We start from the raw sequence: 18,683 nt of genomic DNA on the forward strand, positions 1-18,683 counted from the left end.
CCGGAGTTAAATCCAATAGAGCAAGTATGGAGTTGGATACGGCAACACTGTTTATCTAATCGTGTGTTTAGTGGTTATGAAGAAATAGTCGAACAGGTTTCGCAAGCGTGGAATAAATTCATTTCAGTCCCAGATACGGTTAAAAGCAAATGCTCTAGAGACTGGATAAAATTGACTTAATCTTTATGCAGATTGGTATTATTTAAAGAACTATAGTTGATAAAGAATCAAAAAATCGGCCACAATATAGATTATGACCGATTACTCTTTTTCGAAAAGGAAATTACAATCTTGCAAATCCCTTTTATATTACTAAAAAATATTAACTAACGGCTGCGTAAAAACAACCAAAACCGGGTAGGGTAAGGGTTTGTTTATCTAAGCTGCCATTGTGATGATTCAGTTCTGTATGTGGCACAATATCAGTGTGTTCAATGTTGAGGCTTGTAGGCTCTTGCGCTAGGTTAAATACGCACAACATAGTTTGGCCTGCAAAACGACGGTAAAAAGCTAACAATGGCTCAGGGGTATTAATAAATTCAATATCGCCTTCGAGTAAGATAGCTTGTTGCTTACGCCATGTCATAAAATGGCGGAACGCATTTAGAATCGAATCACTATCGCTATCTTGTTTGCTTACAGTCTGGTGTTTGTGGTTTTCGTCAACAGGTAACCAAGGTTTCGTTGCAGAAAATCCGGCCTGTTCACCGTCATCATTATGCCATGGCATAGGCGTACGACAGCCATCTCGGCCTTTAAAGTTTGGCCAAAAAGTTATCCCATATGGGTCTTGTAAGTCTTCAAACGCCACACTTGCTTCACCAAGACCTAGCTCTTCACCTTGGTACATACATACACTACCGCGCAATGAAGCGAGTAGGGCGGTAAGCATTTTACACTGCGCAGGGTTTACTTCACCATTGTTACTCCAACGACTAGCAACACGTTCTACATCATGGTTACTAAAGGCCCAGCAAGGCCAGCCTTCTGTCATTCGTTCTTCCAATGTCTTAACCGTTGTACGAATATACTCACTGCTATAATCATTGGTTAGTAGCTCAAAACTGTAACCCATATGCAGTTTATCGCCACCGGCGGTGTATTCAGCCATAGTAGCAAGTGAATCCTCGGATGATATTTCACCCAAAGACACGGTACCAGGATATTTGTCTAACAGGGTACGAATATCTTGCATAAAGCTAATATTTTCAGGTTGGGTATTATTATAATGGTGATACTGAAAAGCATACGGATTATCTTCGCTAAAACCACGGCCTTGGCGTTTTTCTGGCGGTTTAGCTGGGTTATCACGTAGCTGTGCATCGTGATAACAAAAGTTAATTGCATCTAGGCGAAAACCATCTACCCCTTTTTTAAGCCAAAACTCAACATTATCTAATACTGCTTGACGTACATCTGGATTATGAAAATTAAGATCCGGTTGTTCAGTAAAAAAGTTGTGTAAATAATACTGGCCACGACGCGGCTCCCATTGCCAAGCAGGGCCACCAAAAATTGAAAGCCAGTTGTTTGGCTGGGTGCCATCTGGTTTTGCATCAGCCCATACATACCAATCAGATCTGGCGTTAGTTTTGTCTTCTCGGCTATCTAAAAACCATTGATGTTGGTCTGATGTGTGGCTCAATACTTGATCAATAATAATTTTAATATCGCATTGATGAGCTTGTGCAATGAGCTCGTCAAAGTCATTAAGATCGCCAAAAAGAGGGTCTACGTCACGATAATCGCTGATATCATAGCCAAAGTCTTTCATTGGTGATTTAAAAAATGGTGAGATCCAAATAGCATCAACACCCAGACTTTTAATATAGTCTATCCGGCTGATGATCCCTTTTAAATCACCAATGCCGTCACCGTTGGTATCTTGAAAACTGCGCGGATAAACCTGATAAATCACGGCACCCTTATACCACTGCTGTTGAGCCATTTTTTTCTCCATCGTGACAACACTCCCCATTTTACCCTAGCAATTATTACTGTTTAGAAATGGTGTGTTCGTAATCTTGTTAGCAGTTCGATTAAAGCAAACTACGTTATTTTTTAAAAAGCATACGTGAAGGGCTTGATACTGTAAAAAGGATGCATACGTATGCATGCTAAATAGATCGCTTTGATAAGGAAAACAGCTTCTGAAAAACCTATTAACAAAGGTATGTGAGCGGCAAATAGATGTTTACCAATTCTCGTTTTCGTATCATTAACAAAGTAGCAAATCCAACTTGGTGCATATTATATGGGTTCTGTAGCGTTATGGTGCAGCGCCATTAATGGTCTTACCAATTGGCATTTTGTGAGGGGGGCGATCGGGACTCGAATGCAAAGTGTGAATGCACTAATAATTAAGGTATTAAACTGTAAATCGCCGCGCTGAAGGAGCTCGATGCAGTACATATTTCTTTTATAAAATAGAATGATCAATTATCCCCTCTTTATACCTATAAAAACAAGGTGTTGCCATTATTTGTGTGAATTTTTTGTTAACTTTGTTGGTTTTGTACTAGCCTGAATACGTATGCATAAAGTTGTTAAAAAAATAAGGCGGGCGTTAATATTCATCCTGACAACAAAATAGCTAACAAATGGTTTGCTTCTATCACAAGCAACTCGCTAAAAGTTAGTAATATAAAATTGGGTAACGGGAAACACATCATGTCTATGTTCAAACCAAGTATATTAACAATTGCACTTGCAACCGCAGGCTTAACTAGCATGTCAGGTTTTGCAGCTGAGCAACAAACAACTGCGAATGAAGATTTAGAAGTCATTGAAGTGAAAGGTTTTCGTCGTAGTTTAATTCAAGCTATTGACACTAAGCGTTTCAGCAGCTCAGTAGTAGAGGCAATCTCAGCAGAAGATATTGGTAAGTTACCAGATTCGTCTATTGCAGAATCAATTGCGCGTCTACCTGGTCTTGCCGCGCAACGATTAGATGGCCGTGCAAGTTCAATTACTATTCGTGGTATGGGCGAAGACTTTAGTACCACAACATTTAATGGTCGTGAGCAAGTATCGATTGGTGATAACCGTGGTGTTGAATACGACTTATACCCGTCAGAAGTGATCAGTGAAGTTGTTGTATACAAAACGCCAGACGCATCTTTAACGACTCAAGGGATTGGCGGTACCGTTGATTTACACTCTACGCGTCCTCTATCAGCCGGTGAACAATCAATTACTGCAAATGTGCGTTTTGAACAAAACGAAATGGATGCAGTTAATCCAGAAATGGATAATAAAGGTTATCGTGGTTCGTTTGGTTATGTAGATCAATTTGCTGACGATACCATTGGTGTTGCATTTGCTTATGCCCACATGGAATCACCAAATCAAGAACAACGCTGGAATGCATGGGGTTATGATCCAAGTGGTGCTGATGGCGATTTACGTTTGACGGGCGCTAAGCCTTATGCACGTTCATCAGAGCTAACAAGAGATAGCTTTTTAGGTGTGCTTGAGTTTGCACCATCAGATAAACTGCATATTACCGCCGATGCGATGTATGTTGATTTTGAAGATAAGCAAATATTACGAGGCATAGAGCTGCCATTAAATTCAGGTCGTGCAGATACAAATTATGAAACGTTAGCCACCAATGGTGGCGTTGTTACTCAAGGCCAAGTTAATAATATTAAAACCTTAGTTCGTAATGACGTAAACTTCAGGACTGCTGATTTACTCGCGCTTGGTTTTAACGTTGAATACGATATAAATGACAGCTGGCAGGTGGCTGCTGATGTGAGTTATTCAAAGGTTGAACGTGATGTCTGGGGTCTTGAAAGCTATGCAGCGACAGGACGTGGTGACAACGAAGGCCTTGGTGATAACCTACAATACAGCCTTGATAGTGGTATGGCTGGCGCCATTTTTACCCCTACACTTGATTATTCAGACCGTGATTTATTTCAACTGGGCGCAGCACGTACTTGGGGGAGTAGTGTTGTTGGTGGCGATGGTCAAGATGGCTTTTTAAATAGACCACATGTTGAAGATGAATTAGCATCATTAAAGTTAAGTGCAAAAACTTACATAGAAAACAGCCCGATAAGCCAAGTTGAATTTGGTGTTAACTACAGCAGCCGTGAAAAAGATAAACAAGATACTGGTGAGTACCTGCGCCTCAAGCAGTATCCTGAAATGGTGCGTATCCCAGATGAATACTACTTAGGCTCAGTATCACTTGATTTTATTGGTATGGGTGACATGATTGCGTATGATTCGTTAGCCCTATACAACAGCGGCGCATACGATTCATTTAATCAAGCTGATACTGATACAGGCCGTTGGGCAAATATTTGGACTGTACAAGAGGATATTTTAACTGCCTATGTTAAAGCTGATTTAGATACTGAATTGTTTGGTTTACCTGCACGCGGCAATGTGGGCTTGCAAATTGTAAATACAGATCAAAGCTCTGACGGTTATGCGGTTGATTCAGATCCGGATACAGGGCTTGTCCGTGTACAATCGAATAGAGCAGGCGACAAGTACACTGAATTTTTACCAAGCTTGAACTTGAACTTATCGTTGACTGAAGATCAAATGCTACGCTTTGGTTTAGCTCGTACAATGTCGCGTTCACGTATGGATCGTATGAATGCAAGTAACAGCTACAGCTTTGATGCGGCAAAAAACAACGTTACAACACCACCGACTAATCTAGAAAATTCACCGTGGAGTGCAAGTGGCGGTAACCCAAGTTTGCGTCCTGTTATTGCTAATCAAATCGACTTATCGTATGAGTATTACTTTAGTGCGGAAGGTTATTTTGCAGCTGCTTTATTTCATAAAGACATAGAAGATTGGCAGTTCAACACGCAAATAGTGGGTGATTTTGCTGATGTTGATACACCTAACGGTGAAGTGCCGATCACTAACCAAGGTCTAGTGAGCGCATGGGATAACGTAGGCGATGCAAAAGTATCAGGCCTTGAGTTAACAGCGACATTACCAGGTAATATACTCAGCGATAGCCTTGAAGGCTTTGGTACAGTTATTAGCGCTACCTTTTTAGATTCTTCGCTTGATAACCTCAATGGTGAGAAAGAAGAAATTCCAGGTCTATCAGATAAAGTTTATAACTGGACACTTTATTATGAAAACTACGGTTTTCAAGCACGTGTGAGTATGCGTTACCGCTCTGACTTCTTAGGTGAAGTAAATGGTCTATCATTAGCAAGAACAACGGTCGTTGTTGCAGAAGAGACTATCTGGGATGCCCAAATTGGTTACGATTTCTCTGAGTCTAGCATTGAAGCATTACAAGGTCTTACTGTATCGCTACAAGCACAAAACTTAACTGATGAGCCGTTTGTAACTTATCATGACGGCAATAAAGCAACGGTACGTGATTATCAAAGCTATGGGGCTAATTATTTATTAGGCTTTGCTTATAAATTTTAATTAAATATACCCAAGTCAGTATGATTCAGTTGTATTAAACGCGATTGAGACAAGATACTAGGGATCTCAATAGAGATCCCTTTTTTATTTGTGAGGAGTGATAAATGAAAGCGATAGAAAAAATTGTTATCTTAGGCGGCGGCAGTGCAGGTTGGATGACCGCTGCGATGTTAGCAAAAGTGTTTTCTAAGCAGCTATCAATCACTTTAATAGAATCACCCGATATTCCAACTGTTGGTGTAGGGGAGGCAACTATCCCTGCGATACAGACTTTCAACAATGTCTTGGGGCTTGATGAACACGTTTTTTTAAAGCGCACTCAAGGCACTTATAAACTTGGTATTCAATTTGAAAATTGGGGCCAACAAGGCGATAGTTACCAGCATGCATTTGGTGATATTGGCAGAGGGCTTGGGATCACCCCATTTCATCACTTTTGGCTCAAAAGCAACCAAAGCAAAACAACGCAAACCTTATGGGACTTCAGTGTTAATGCCATTGCGGCAAACCATAATAAATTCCACCCAAATCCACAGATTGGTAAAACGCCTTTAGCTGGGCTTACTTATGCTTATCACTTTGATGCGGGCAAATACGCAAAGTTATTACAAGAGTTTGCAATTGCGCAAGGTGTAGAATATCTCAGTGGTACGATGGAGTCTGTAAAATTAGACGATAATGGCTTGATTAAAACACTTGAACTCAGTGATGAACAAACCATAAAAGGTGATTTTTTTATTGATTGCAGCGGCTCCAGTGCACGCTTGATTGAACAGGCGTTGGGGGTTAAATACCAAAGTTATCAGCATTGGCTTTTCTGTGATCGTGCAATTGCAGTGCAAACTAAACCGCTGAAAAATACGCCGCCATTTACTCGTTCGATTGCAAAAGATGCCGGGTGGCAATGGCAAATTCCGCTGCAAAATAGAGTGGGGAATGGGCTGGTATATAGCAGCCAATTTATGAGTGCTGAACAAGCTGAACAACAGTTATTAAATAGTTTAGAAACTGAGACCATAACGGCCCCAAAACATATTAAGTTCACGCCAGGAAGACGCGAACAGCAGTGGTTTAAAAACTGTTTAAGTATTGGTTTATCTAGTGGCTTTTTAGAACCTTTGGAATCTACCAGCTTACATTTAATACAAACCAGTATAGCTCGGTTTATTAAGTTATTTCCGGCGCACCCTGATTGTGAGTTATCGGCGCATGCTTATAATTTACAAGCCAAAAATGAATTTGAAAAAATTCGTGATTTTATTATTTTGCATTACGCTGTTAATCAAAAGCAGTCTCCATTTTGGCAACGGTGTGGCGCTATGACATTACCTGACTCATTACAGCAACGTATTGCACTATTTAAACGAACAGGCACGCTTTCAATACAAGCAGATGAACTTTTTTCAGAGGTTGCTTGGCTACAAGTTTTAATTGGACAAGGGATCCGACCACAAAGTTATCACCCGCTCGCACGTGCAATTTCAGATTCTGAGCTTGATGAGTTCTTATCCAATATAGCGACTATCCAACAGCAATACGTTACTCACTTACCAACACATGAGCAATATTTACAGCGATTTTGTCGTTGTTCAGAGTTAGCAAAAGGCCAGATCTAGTATGAATATTATTATTGTTGGTGGTGGTACAGCAGGGTGGATGGCTGCTAATTTATTAAATCATTCTCTCACTAATACCCATGTCACTTTAATTGAATCACCAACAATTGCGCCTATTGGTGTTGGTGAAGGGTCGACTGCGCAGTTAAAACAATTCTTCGATACATTAAATATTAGCGAAAGTGAGTGGATGCCTCAATGCAATGCAACCTACAAACTGGGGATTGAATTTAAAAATTGGTCTACCCATCCAGGTCATGAGCAGTATTTTCACTCATTTTATGGGCAGACGGATTTACATACACAGCAGCAATTTATAAAAAGTTGTTTGTTAAAACGTCAAGGTATAGCGATTGATGCACATCCCGACAGCTATTTTTTAGCAGCCTACTTAGCTAAGCAACAGCGTGGGCCACATACTCAAGCGGACTTTCCATTTCAGCAAAGTTATGGTTATCATTTTGACTCGGGACTGCTTGGGCTATTTTTAGCTAATAGAGCAACAAGCAAAGGCGTTAAGCACCTAAAAAGCACCATCGCGCAGGTTGAGCTTGATTCCGCAGGCAATATCAAGCAGCTTGTTCTCGATGAAAACAGTGATGGACAGCAGTGTATTGCAGCTGATTTTTTTATCGATTGTAGTGGTTTTAAAGGATTGCTTATTCAGCAAGCATTAGCCGTACCTTGGCTTAGTTTTAAAGAAAATCTATTTAACGACAGTGCTATTGTACTGCCGACAATGAGTAATCAATTACAAGCCCCACAAACTACTTCAACCGCATTAAAATATGGATGGCAATGGGCTATTCCGCTTACCAATCGTATTGGTAATGGTTATGTTTACAGCCAAGACTTTTGCAGTGCTGATGAAGCAGAAACAGAACTTAGAACCACACTCGGCTTACTCAATTGCGATGTACCTGCACGTAAGCTAACAATGAAAGTAGGACGAGTTAAGCAACATTGGTATAAAAACTGTTTAGCTGTAGGTTTATCGCAAGGCTTTATTGAACCTCTTGAAGCAACTGCTTTACATTTAGTGCAGCAAACAATCGAATCGTTTATCGCATGTTTTGAGCATAACCAACCGAGTGAAGCAAAGCGTGATTCGTTCAATACGCAAATTAATAACCGTATAGAAGGTATTCGCGATTATATTGTATGTCACTATCGCGCATCCAATCGGCGAGATACAGAGTATTGGCAAGCAAATGGTCAAAATGAAATGCTATCAGCTTCGCTAAAAAATATTTTTCAGTGCTGGTTATCGCGTAATGATTTAACCGGCGAAATTGCCCATCAAGGGATTGAAAACTACTATTCAAGTCTGTCGTGGCATACCTTATTGAGCGGTTATGGCGTCTTCCCTCCTAGCGTTGCTAAGCCAAGTTATACGCAACAACAGCAAATTAAAGAGCTTTATAATTTTAACCATCAGTGTGCAAGCCATTTTAGAGCGCTTACGCCCATCATCCCGCAGCAAAAATAATCAGGATATTAATATGAGACTATCAAAAAGCGCATTACTGTTAGTAACAGTAATGCTGAGTTTTCAGCTGCACGCAAAAATGCGCGTTGAGCCACAAAACTGGTGGGTTGGTATGCAAAATAATACCTTGCAAATTATGCTGCATGATCAAGGTATTGCTAAGCAACAATGGCAATTAGCATCTTACTCAGGGGTGAGTTTAAAAAGTGTAACTAAAACAGATAACCCAAATTACGCTTTTTTAAATATTGAAATAAATCCAATAGCAAAGCCAGGTGTTTTAGTGTTTAGCAGCAAATCAGGGGAGCGTTTTGAGTATCAATTGCATGCACGTAAAGCTAATAGCAGTAAACGTAACGGTTTTGATAGCAGTGATACCATTTACTTAATTAATCCGGATCGCTTTGCTAATGGCGATAGCAGCAACGACACAGTAAAAGGAGTGCTTGAGGGTGCAAATCCAATTGAGCGAGGTGGGCGTCACGGTGGCGACATTCAAGGTGTAATTAACGCACTGCCGTATTTGCAAAAACTGGGCGTAACCCAGCTTTGGTTAACACCACCGCTTGAAAATGATATGCCCAGCTACTCTTATCACGGTTATGCAATTACCGATTTTTACACTATCGACCCACGCATGGGCTCAAATGAGTTATATCGCGAGTTATCAGCCAAAGCGAAACAACACGGTATTGGTATAGTGATGGACCTAGTGCTTAATCACTTTGGCTCTGAGCATGAATGGATGACAGATAAACCCACATCAGATTGGATCAATTTTAATGGCGAGTTTGCAAACGGTAAACATGCTACCAGCCATGCTCGTCAAACCATTCAAGACCCACATGCAAGTGAGTTTGATAAACGCCAGTTTAGCGATGGCTGGTTTGTAGCCACAATGCCGGATCTAAACCAGCGGCAACCGTTATTAGCAAACTACCTTATCCAAAATGCTATTTGGTGGATTGAATACGCCGACTTAAGCGGTATTCGCGTTGATACCTATTCATATTCAGACAAAGCCTTTTTAGCTGACTGGACTAAAGCCATAATGACTGAGTATCCCGCTTTTAATATTGTTGGCGAAGAGTGGACCACCAATCCTGCGATTGCTTCATATTGGCAAGCAGGAAAGGTAAATAACGACGGCTATACCTCAAGCTTACCAAGCGTGATGGATTTTTCATTACAAGAGTCACTTATTCAAGCACTTAATGAAGAGGAGAGTTGGAACACTGGCTGGGTAAAAGTGTATCAATCAATCGCCAATGACTTTTTATACCCAAATCCAGACAACTTGCTCGTGTTTGCCGATAACCACGATATGAGCCGAGTTTACACTCAGCTTAAGCAAGATCTTGCTAAAACGAAAATGGCGATGACTATGTTGCTTACCACTCGTGGTATTGCACAAATGTATTATGGCACCGAAGTATTGCTTGATAATACGGGCAGTAATGATCACGGTGATATCCGTATTGATTTCCCCGGTGGTTTTAAAGGTCAGCCAAGTAATGCTTTTACAGGACAAGGGTTATCAGATGAGCAGCGTGATATGCAGCAAACCATCACCACCTTACTTAATTTTAGAAAGCAAAGCCCAGCAATAGCGCAAGGTAAACTGGTTCATTTTAGTCCTAAATCAGGTATATACAGTTACGCGCGGATAAGTGAACAGCAAACTTTGTTGGTGTTTTTAAATAAAAATACCGCAGCAAAAAACTGGTCATTAGCGTATCTGCAAGAGGTTATTGGGCAATACAAAAAGGCTGTGAGTCTTTTTACTGAACAGCAAATAAATATAACAGATACAGTGACCTTAGCGCCTATGAGTGCAACGGTATTAATAATTGAATAAAGCCTGTGTGAATACGTATGCAGCCGCTGTCAGTCAGTGGCAGTTCACTTTAGTATTAAATTTATAATAAAAATGACGTTTAAATGACAACCCATTAAAACGTCAGATCTAAGTAAGAACATTATGACAACAAATAAAACCACAATTAGTACATTCAAATATGGCTCATGGGTATTAGCTAGTAGCTTGTTATTGTCGAGCTGCTCAGATGAGCCCACAACCCCCAGTACTGACAAAAAGGTAGCTGAACAAGTTAACGAGCATTCAAAGCCGGTTGTGTATCAGGTATTCACGCGCTTATTTGGTAATACGCAAACAGCCAATATTCCGTGGGGAACCAAAGAGCAAAATGGCGTAGGCACATTTAGTGACTTTAATGATACTGCTTTAAGTGGCATTAAAGAACTTGGTACCACCCATATTTGGTATACCGGCGTGTTACACCATGCTTTGGTCGGCGATTACAGCCAATATGGAATTAGCCAAGATGACCCGGATGTAGTGAAAGGCCGTGCCGGCTCGCCGTATGCAATTAAAGATTATTACGATGTAAACCCAGATTTAGCCATTAATCCAGAGCGCCGCCTCGAAGAGTTTGCTGCATTAATTGAGCGCACCCATCGACACGGTATGAAAGTGGTCATTGATATTGTGCCAAATCATGTGGCGCGTCATTATCAATCAACCGCTAAACCCGCTGGAGTTAAAGATTTTGGTGAGCAAGATGACACCAGCGTAGAGTATGCCCGCGATAATAACTTTTATTACGTTACTGGACAGTCATTTAAAGTACCAACCAGTGAAAACTACCAAGTGCTAGGCGGTAATGCCCACCCACTTGCTGATAACTTATTTGCTGAAACGCCTGCAAAATGGACTGGTAATGGTGCCCGTGCTGCTAAGCCTGATATAAACGACTGGTACGAAACAGTTAAAGTAAATTATGGCGTAAAACCTGACGGTAGTTATGACTTTCCAACTCTGCCCGATGAGTATGCTACTAAAGATTTACGCGCGCACTTTGAGTTTTGGCAGGATAAAGAGTTGCCAAACAGCTGGTATAAGTTTCGTGATATCGCGCTATATTGGCTCGATAAAGGCGTAGATGGCTTTCGCTATGATATGGCCGAAATGGTACCAGTAGAGTTTTGGAGCTTTCTAAACTCATCAATCAAGATGCACAACCCAGAGGCATTTTTACTAGCCGAGGTATACAATCCCGCACTATATCGCCCGTATATCCAGCAAGGAAAAATGGATTACTTGTACGATAAAGTCGGCTTTTACGACACCTTAAAAGCTGTTATGCAAGGCACGCAACCGGCAGACACTATTTTTAATGCTCAGCAAAAAGTGGCTGACATAGAGCAGCATATGCTGCACTTTTTAGAAAACCATGACGAACAACGTATCGCCAGCCCTGACTTCGCAGGTAGTAGTGAAAAGGGCAAACCCGCATTAGTAGTATCAAACCTTATTAGCCGTGCGCCAACACTATTATATTTTGCTCAAGATGTGGGAGAAGATGGCTCTGAAGATGCCGGCTTTGGCAAACCAACTCGCACCAGTATTTTTGACTACATTGGCGTGCCAGCGCATCAAGCGTGGATGAACAACGGCAAGTTTGATGGTGCTTTATTAACACCGGCACAAGGTCAATTACGTGAATATTACAAAGCCGTTATGGCGTTGAGTAAACATCCAGCAGTTGTAGCTGGTGACATGCAACCACTGATGGTTACTGGCAGCGAAAAAGTTGCTGCGTTTAGCCGCAGTATCGGTAATCAACAAATTTGGGTGGTGAGTAATTTTGCTGAGCAAGTCAGTCAGATCAGTATTGATATTCCACTTAACACACTGACGCAAAATACCAGCGAAAAATTACAATTGCTTGATTTGCTAGAGGCGAATCAAAACGCCGAGCTAACTATTACAGCTGAGCAGGCACACATTAGTTTAACTTTAAATGCGCTTAGCAGTGCAGTATTAACCACTGGAGCTCATAATGAAAAATAACAAACCAGATTTAAGTTTTTGGCAAATATGGAACATGTGCTTTGGCTTTTTAGGCATTCAATTTGGCTTTGCACTGCAAAACGGTAATGTAAGCCGAATATTTCAAACCCTTGGGGCTAATGTAGATGACATTCCTATTTTGTGGGTAGCAGCACCACTCACAGGGTTAATTGTACAGCCAATTATTGGTTACTGGAGCGATAAAACCTGGGGCAAATTAGGCCGCCGTCGTCCGTTTTTTTTATACGGCGCTATTTTAACCACATTATCGTTATTTATTATGCCAAACTCACCAACACTTTGGATTGCAGCGGGCATGTTATGGATCATGGATGCATCGATTAACGTCACCATGGAACCATTTCGCGCCCTTGTAGGCGATAATCTACCAAACAAACAGCGTGCTACTGGCTATGCAATGCAAAGCTTTTTTATAGGCGTAGGCGCCGTGGTTGCTTCTGCACTCCCTTGGATGATGACGAACTGGTTTGATATTGCCAACACTGCCGCAGCAGGGCAAATTCCTGATTCAGTAAAGTACTCATTTTACTTTGGTGCAGTTGTATTGCTGGTCGCAGTAGGCTGGACAATTATAACCACCAAAGAATATTCACCTGAAGAATTGGCCGCATTTAATCAACAAGAGCAAGCTCAAGTTGAACAGACGGTTTGTGCACAAATTAACTTTAGTAAAGGCGGCAGTGTATTTACTGTTTTAGGGCTTGCCGTACTTGGTTTAGTCATGGGATTAAACCTAGAAAAAGAGCTGTACCTATTAGCAGCTGGCTTAGTGAGTTTTGGCGTTATTCAATTTATTGCAGCCGCACTACAGGCAAAAAACCACACCAGCGGTGGCTTTTACCAAGTCGTTAACGATGTATTCACCATGCCAGAGGCGATGAAACAACTTGCTTGGGTGCAGTTTTTTAGCTGGTTTGCATTATTTGCCATGTGGATTTACACCACCTCAGCGGTAACCAGTTTTCATTATGGTAGCAGCGACACAAGTTCAGCGGCGTATAACAATGGTGCAGACTGGGTGGGTATTTTATTTGCGGCTTACAACGGTTTTGCTGCATTGGCGGCTTTATGTATCCCGATCATCGTTAAGCGTGTTGGTTTAAAACTAGCGCATGCACTTAACCTTATTTTAGGTGCGTTAGGTTTGGCGAGCTTTATGTTTATACAAGAACCGAGCTTACTTATTTGGCCAATGATAGGTATTGGTTTTGCGTGGGCGTCTATTTTGTCGTTGCCTTACGCCATGTTAAGTACCTCAGTACCGAGTCATAAAATGGGTGTGTATATGGGAATATTTAACTTTTTTATTGTGATCCCACAATTATTAGCCGCCAGTGTCCTTGGCCTGATACTTCGTCACTTTTTCCAAAATCAACCTATTTACGCATTGATGCTAGGTGCTGTGTCTTTTGTACTTGCAGCGGTTGCCGTACTGCGTGTTAAACAGTCTTAATTTAAGGGGCTAAAATGAAAAAATATAACCTAATTACCGCGACAATATTGGCCGCAGGCCTTGTCGGTTGTGGCGTGCAAAATACGCAAACTAGTGCAGTAGCGCAAACATCAGTGAGTGCCCCAGGCGCACCAGGCGAAGCCCCATTTTGGGCATACGCAGGCAAAACTGGGATAGGCACGTCTTTTGAGCAATATCAAAATGGCCATTACAGTGACGACGCGCCAACAGCTAAAGTGTCAAAAGTATGGTTTTCGATTGCTAAAGGGATGATCACCGAAACTATGTTTGGGCTTATTCATCAAGCGCAAATTAAAGACATGCAATTTGTTGTAGTCGGGAAAGATTTTACAGTCACCGAAGCTGACGATTTAGACGTTACCATTGATTACTTATACAAAGACGATAAAGGCCGCCCGTTATCATTAGCATACAAAGTAGTAAGCAAAGATAAGCAAGGTCGCTTTAGCCTCGAAAAACATATATTTACCGATCCAGACGGTCAAAGCTTATTTGTACGCAGTATTTTTAATACCCAGCTTGACGGTGTAAAAGCATATGTAACAGTTAACCCGTATATAAACAACAACGGCTTAGATGACTTTGCAAAAACCACCGAGCAAGGGTTGGTAGCGTGGCAGGGCGAAAATTACTTGTCATTGCAAGGTGCAAAGCCATTTAAACAAACAAGTGTCGGTTTTACGGGCGTGAGTGATGGTTTAACTGAGCTTAAAACAACCCAGCAATTAGCAACTGTGTATAAAAATACGGGTGAGCAATCGGGTAACGTAAGCTTACTTGCTGAGCTGGGTGAGATTGGTAAAAACAGTCAATTTGATCTAAGCCTAAGCTTTGGTAAAAACCAGCAAGCAAGCTTTAAAGAGGGCCAAGCTACGCTAGCCAAAGGGTATCAAGCTGTACTTGATAACTACAACGGCAAAGGCGAAGCCCTAGGTTGGCAAGATTACCTACAAAGCCTTGCACCACTTAATACCATGAGCGAGCAAACAGCTGATAACGGTAAACTGCTGTATACCAGCGCCATGGTTTTAAAAGCTCAGGAAGATAAAACCCATGCAGGCGCGCTCATTGCGTCTTTATCAAACCCGTGGGGTGAAACCGTATCGGCGAAAACCGGCTCTACCGGTTACAAAGCGGTATGGGTGCGCGACTTTTATCAAGTTGCCATGGCATTTATGGCCATGGGCGATAATGCGACTGCTAAAACCGCATTTGAATACCTTGAAAAAGTACAAGTAAACAGCAAAACCCAGGGCAACAAAGGCGACACAGGGTGGTTTTTACAAAAAACACACGTAGATGGCGAACTTGAATGGGTAGGCGTACAGCTAGACCAAACCGCTATGCCTATTATGCTAGCGTGGAAACTTCATCAGTCAGATGTGTTAAGTGATGCTGAGCTAACTGATTGGTATACCCGCATGTTAAAACCGGCCGCTGACTTTTTGGTAGACGGTGGGCGCGCTAAAATCCTATGGAACGACATGCAAATAACCCCACCTGCGACTCAACAAGAGCGTTGGGAAGAGCAAGCAGGGTATTCACCATCAACCACCGCTGCTGTTGTTGCCGGTTTAATTACCGCTGCTGATATTGCAAAAATGGCAGGAGATGAGGTGAATGCTAAACGCTACCTTGCAACAGCAAAAAGTTACAACGCCGATATAGAAAGTATGATGTTTACCACCGCAGGTAATTTAGAATCAAACGTTTCAGACGGCGAGTATTTTATACGTATTGGCCAAGACAAAGACGCCAATTCAAATACTAAAATTAACGCCAATAATGGCCGTGAAGGTTTTAATAAAAAGCAAATTCTCGATGGTGGATTTTTAGAGCTCGTTCGCTATGGTGTACGTGATGCACTAGCGCCCAGCATAGTAAAAACACTCCCAGAATATGATGACGAAACCCTAACAGATAACCTACAAGTTAAATACAGCTTTGAGTTTACTGATGGCAGCGGCACATTTGCAGGCTACCGCCGTTATGGTAACGACGGATACGGTGAAGATGAAGTAACTGGCGCTAACTATGCGCAAGGTGGAAAAAATAGCCCAGGGCAACGTGGGCGAGTTTGGCCATTTTTTACCGGTGAACGGGGCCATTATGAAATTGCCGCCGCAAATGCTAATAATACCTTAGATGCAACAAAACAGCAGGCTATTAAAAATAGCTATGTAAAAGGGCTAGAGCAATTTGCTAACGAAGGCATGATGCTACCAGAACAAGTATGGGATGGCGTAGGCGTAAATAAAGCAGGATACACGTTAGGCGAGGGTACAAACTCGGCCACACCACTGGCGTGGACGCATGCTGAATACGTGAAGCTAGTGCGCTCATTAAGTGACAAGCAAGTATGGGATCATTACCCAGTGGTAACTAAAGCACTAAAATAACCGCAAACTATCCGCAGTTCAGGTTAATTAACATAGCCGTAGTAAAATACGGCTAAGTTATTTATTACAATAATAACGAGGCTGAAATGAAAACATTTACCTTGAGCGCATTAGCATTAGCAATCATGCTAACAGGCTGCCAAAGCGCACCATCATTAAATAACAACACGAATAACACCGAAACATCGCAATTAAATACTAAACAACAAGCAAGCCCGTGGTGGGAAAGCGCCATTTTTTACCAAATTTGGCCACGCAGCTTTTACGATAGCGATGCTGATGGTCATGGCGACTTTAACGGTATGACCCAAAAGCTCCCGTATTTACAAGAGCTCGGCGTAAATGCACTGTGGTTAACCCCCATGTTTGAAGCACCGTCGTATCATGGCTATGATTTTACTGAATTTTACCAAGTAGAAAACGACTACGGCAGCATGGCCGAGTTTGAAGCCTTTATAAAAGCTGCTGACGACAAAGGCATGAAAGTCATACTTGATTTAGTTATAAACCATATATCAAGTAACCATGAATGGTTTCAGCGTTCAGCAAAACAACAAGCCCCTTATGCTGATTACTTTATTTGGCGCGACGATATGCCAAAAGCCGGTAGCGGTTGGGGCCACGCATGGAGTAATAACGACCAACCCGACGCAGTATGGCATTGGAATGAAACACGTCAGCAGTATTACTATGGTGCGTTTGGAGCAAGCCAACCTGATTTAAATTTACGCCACCCTGATGTTATTGCCGAAATGGAAAAAATGGCCAAGTTTTGGCTCGATAAAGGCGTAGCAGGCTTTAGATTAGACGCAGTACGCTTTGCCATGGAAAGCGGCGGCAATGCGCAAGCCGACACCGATGAAACCATTGCCTACTGGCAGCACTTTAATCAGTATGTAAAAAGTGTTGATCCAGACGCGTACTTAGTCGGTGAAGCGTGGGCTGACATTCCTGTTGCAGCAAAATATTACGGCGACGGCAAAGGACTCGATCAAGGTTTTGATTTTGAAGTGGGCTATAAAATCCTTGGCTTATTAAAGCCAGACGCCAGTGGCGAAGCGCAATTTGGCACCATGCAGTCTAACCAGCAAAAAAATACGGTTGATGCCAATGTGCTCAAACAAAATATACAGCAACGTATTGACTCGAGCGCACCACTTGACTTTTTTGCACCGTTTTTAACTAATCACGACCAAGAACGTGTGGCTTATCAACTTGCTGAGCACGACGATAAAGCAAAACTTGCCGCCGCCATGTTATTTAGCTCTCCGGGCACACCGTATATTTATTACGGTGAAGAAATTGGCCTAACACAAGGTGGCACAGGTCACGATGTGTATAAACGTGCTCCTATGCAATGGGACAACAGCAATCAAGCTGGTTTTACTCAAGCTCAAACAAGTTGGGTTGAGCAGGCTGAACTGTTTGGTGATAACTACACTCAGTGGTGGCCTGAATTTTTAGCACAGCAAATTAATGCTGCTGATCGCAATGTAAAAACGCAACAAGCACAATCTGATTCACTGTGGCGTTTATATCAGCACTTAATCGCACTAAAAAAACAGCGCCCAGAGCTGGGTATTAAAGGCAGTTATGAATTAACACAACACAACAACGGCCTAGTTGAAATAACCCGCGAGTTAAATGGCAGTAAAAGTATGTTTGTACTTAACTTAACCGCCAACCCGCAAAGCGTCAGCAGCATCAAACGCGATGATTTAACGCCAAACTGGCAACACGACCTCAATGACGAGCAACTCGCTGGTTACGGTTTGTTGTTACTGAATAACACACTGTAAATAAAATTCATTCGTGGGGCTAACATACGTAAGCCCCTTTTTGTAAAAATGCTTTTATTGAATTACCTCAAAATTATAGCGCATTTTAATGAGTTATAAGCAGCATAACTTCTTCTTACGTCATTGCACTAATCATGAAAATGAATATAAGATGCAATCCACCTCAGGTAGGTGTCCACGGTACGTAATGAATACTGACGTACCAACATATAATCAGCGATATAATTTAAAAATGGGGAGCGCGTTTTCATGTCATCACCAATAGTCATGCTGTATATGTGTACAGTGTAGTTGTTTGGCTCCCATATTCAAGAAAATGAGCGACGAGCGCATTTTCTCTTTTCTGAATATCTTTAGTACCAATAAAAAATTATAGTTGGCAATACATTAAGTTATTTGTTAAAAATAGATTTATTAATACATGAGCGTGACATCGGCAGAAAGATGCGCGACGCGCGCACTATAAAATTGTTGAACTAAGCCGCTACGCGGAGATCCTATTCTGACCATTTGAGCCACACTTACCTTGGGGTTATCCCATAACTTGGAGGTAAGTCATGAATACACTCATTGAACAAGTCAAAACTGAA

The 18,683-nt window shown here is 41.7% G+C and carries 9 protein-coding genes and 1 pseudogene; 9 read left to right on the top strand and 1 reads right to left on the bottom strand.

Annotation, left to right across the window (positions count from 1 at the left end; genetic code table 11):
• Positions 1–180: pseudogene (locus H5154_RS21250) on the top strand (IS630 family transposase); the annotation flags it as partial.
• Between the two features lie 142 nt (positions 181–322).
• Here H5154_RS21250 and H5154_RS21255 read toward each other — a convergent pair.
• Complete coding sequence (locus H5154_RS21255) at positions 323–1,948, bottom strand: alpha-glucosidase family protein (protein ID WP_182719533.1); 1,626 nt, start codon at positions 1,946–1,948, stop codon at positions 323–325.
• 722 nt (positions 1,949–2,670) lie between these two features.
• Between H5154_RS21255 and H5154_RS21260 the strand changes: the two genes are divergently transcribed.
• The 8 genes from H5154_RS21260 (at position 2,671) to H5154_RS21295 (ending at position 18,093) form a co-directional block, all read left to right on the top strand.
• A complete protein-coding gene (locus tag H5154_RS21260; protein ID WP_182719534.1) occupies positions 2,671–5,421 on the top strand; it encodes a TonB-dependent receptor in 2,751 nt (916 codons plus the stop codon).
• Positions 5,422–5,525: 104 nt separating this feature from the next.
• Positions 5,526–7,037 carry a tryptophan halogenase family protein gene (locus H5154_RS21265; protein ID WP_145233432.1) on the top strand — a complete coding sequence of 504 codons (1,512 nt, stop codon included), beginning with the start codon at positions 5,526–5,528 and terminating at the stop codon, positions 7,035–7,037.
• 1 nt (position 7,038) lies between these two features.
• Complete coding sequence (locus H5154_RS21270) at positions 7,039–8,526, top strand: tryptophan halogenase family protein (RefSeq protein WP_182719535.1); 1,488 nt, start codon at positions 7,039–7,041, stop codon at positions 8,524–8,526.
• 52 nt (positions 8,527–8,578) lie between these two features.
• The gene (locus tag H5154_RS21275) at positions 8,579–10,384 is read left to right on the top strand and encodes a glycoside hydrolase family 13 protein (protein ID WP_259398579.1); all 1,806 of its coding nucleotides are present in this window, start codon (positions 8,579–8,581) and stop codon (positions 10,382–10,384) included.
• Positions 10,385–10,507: 123 nt separating this feature from the next.
• A complete protein-coding gene (locus H5154_RS21280; protein WP_182719537.1) occupies positions 10,508–12,400 on the top strand; it encodes an alpha-amylase family protein in 1,893 nt (630 codons plus the stop codon).
• Positions 12,390–13,874 (top strand): MFS transporter, encoded by a 1,485-nt coding sequence (locus H5154_RS21285; RefSeq protein WP_182719538.1) that lies wholly within the window; start codon positions 12,390–12,392, stop codon positions 13,872–13,874. The genes H5154_RS21280 and H5154_RS21285 overlap by 11 nt, the downstream gene beginning before the upstream one ends.
• Positions 13,875–13,888: 14 nt before the next feature.
• Positions 13,889–16,294 carry a glycoside hydrolase family 15 protein gene (locus H5154_RS21290; protein ID WP_182719539.1) on the top strand — a complete coding sequence of 802 codons (2,406 nt, stop codon included), beginning with the start codon at positions 13,889–13,891 and terminating at the stop codon, positions 16,292–16,294.
• An 86-nt stretch (positions 16,295–16,380) separates the two neighbouring features.
• Positions 16,381–18,093 (top strand): alpha-amylase family glycosyl hydrolase, encoded by a 1,713-nt coding sequence (locus H5154_RS21295; RefSeq protein WP_182719540.1) that lies wholly within the window; start codon positions 16,381–16,383, stop codon positions 18,091–18,093.
• The last annotated feature ends 590 nt before the right edge of the window (positions 18,094–18,683 follow it).

Origin of the sequence: Pseudoalteromonas sp. SR44-5 (genome assembly GCF_014163675.1) — a bacterium.
Taxonomy (GTDB): domain Bacteria; phylum Pseudomonadota; class Gammaproteobacteria; order Enterobacterales; family Alteromonadaceae; genus Pseudoalteromonas; species Pseudoalteromonas rhizosphaerae.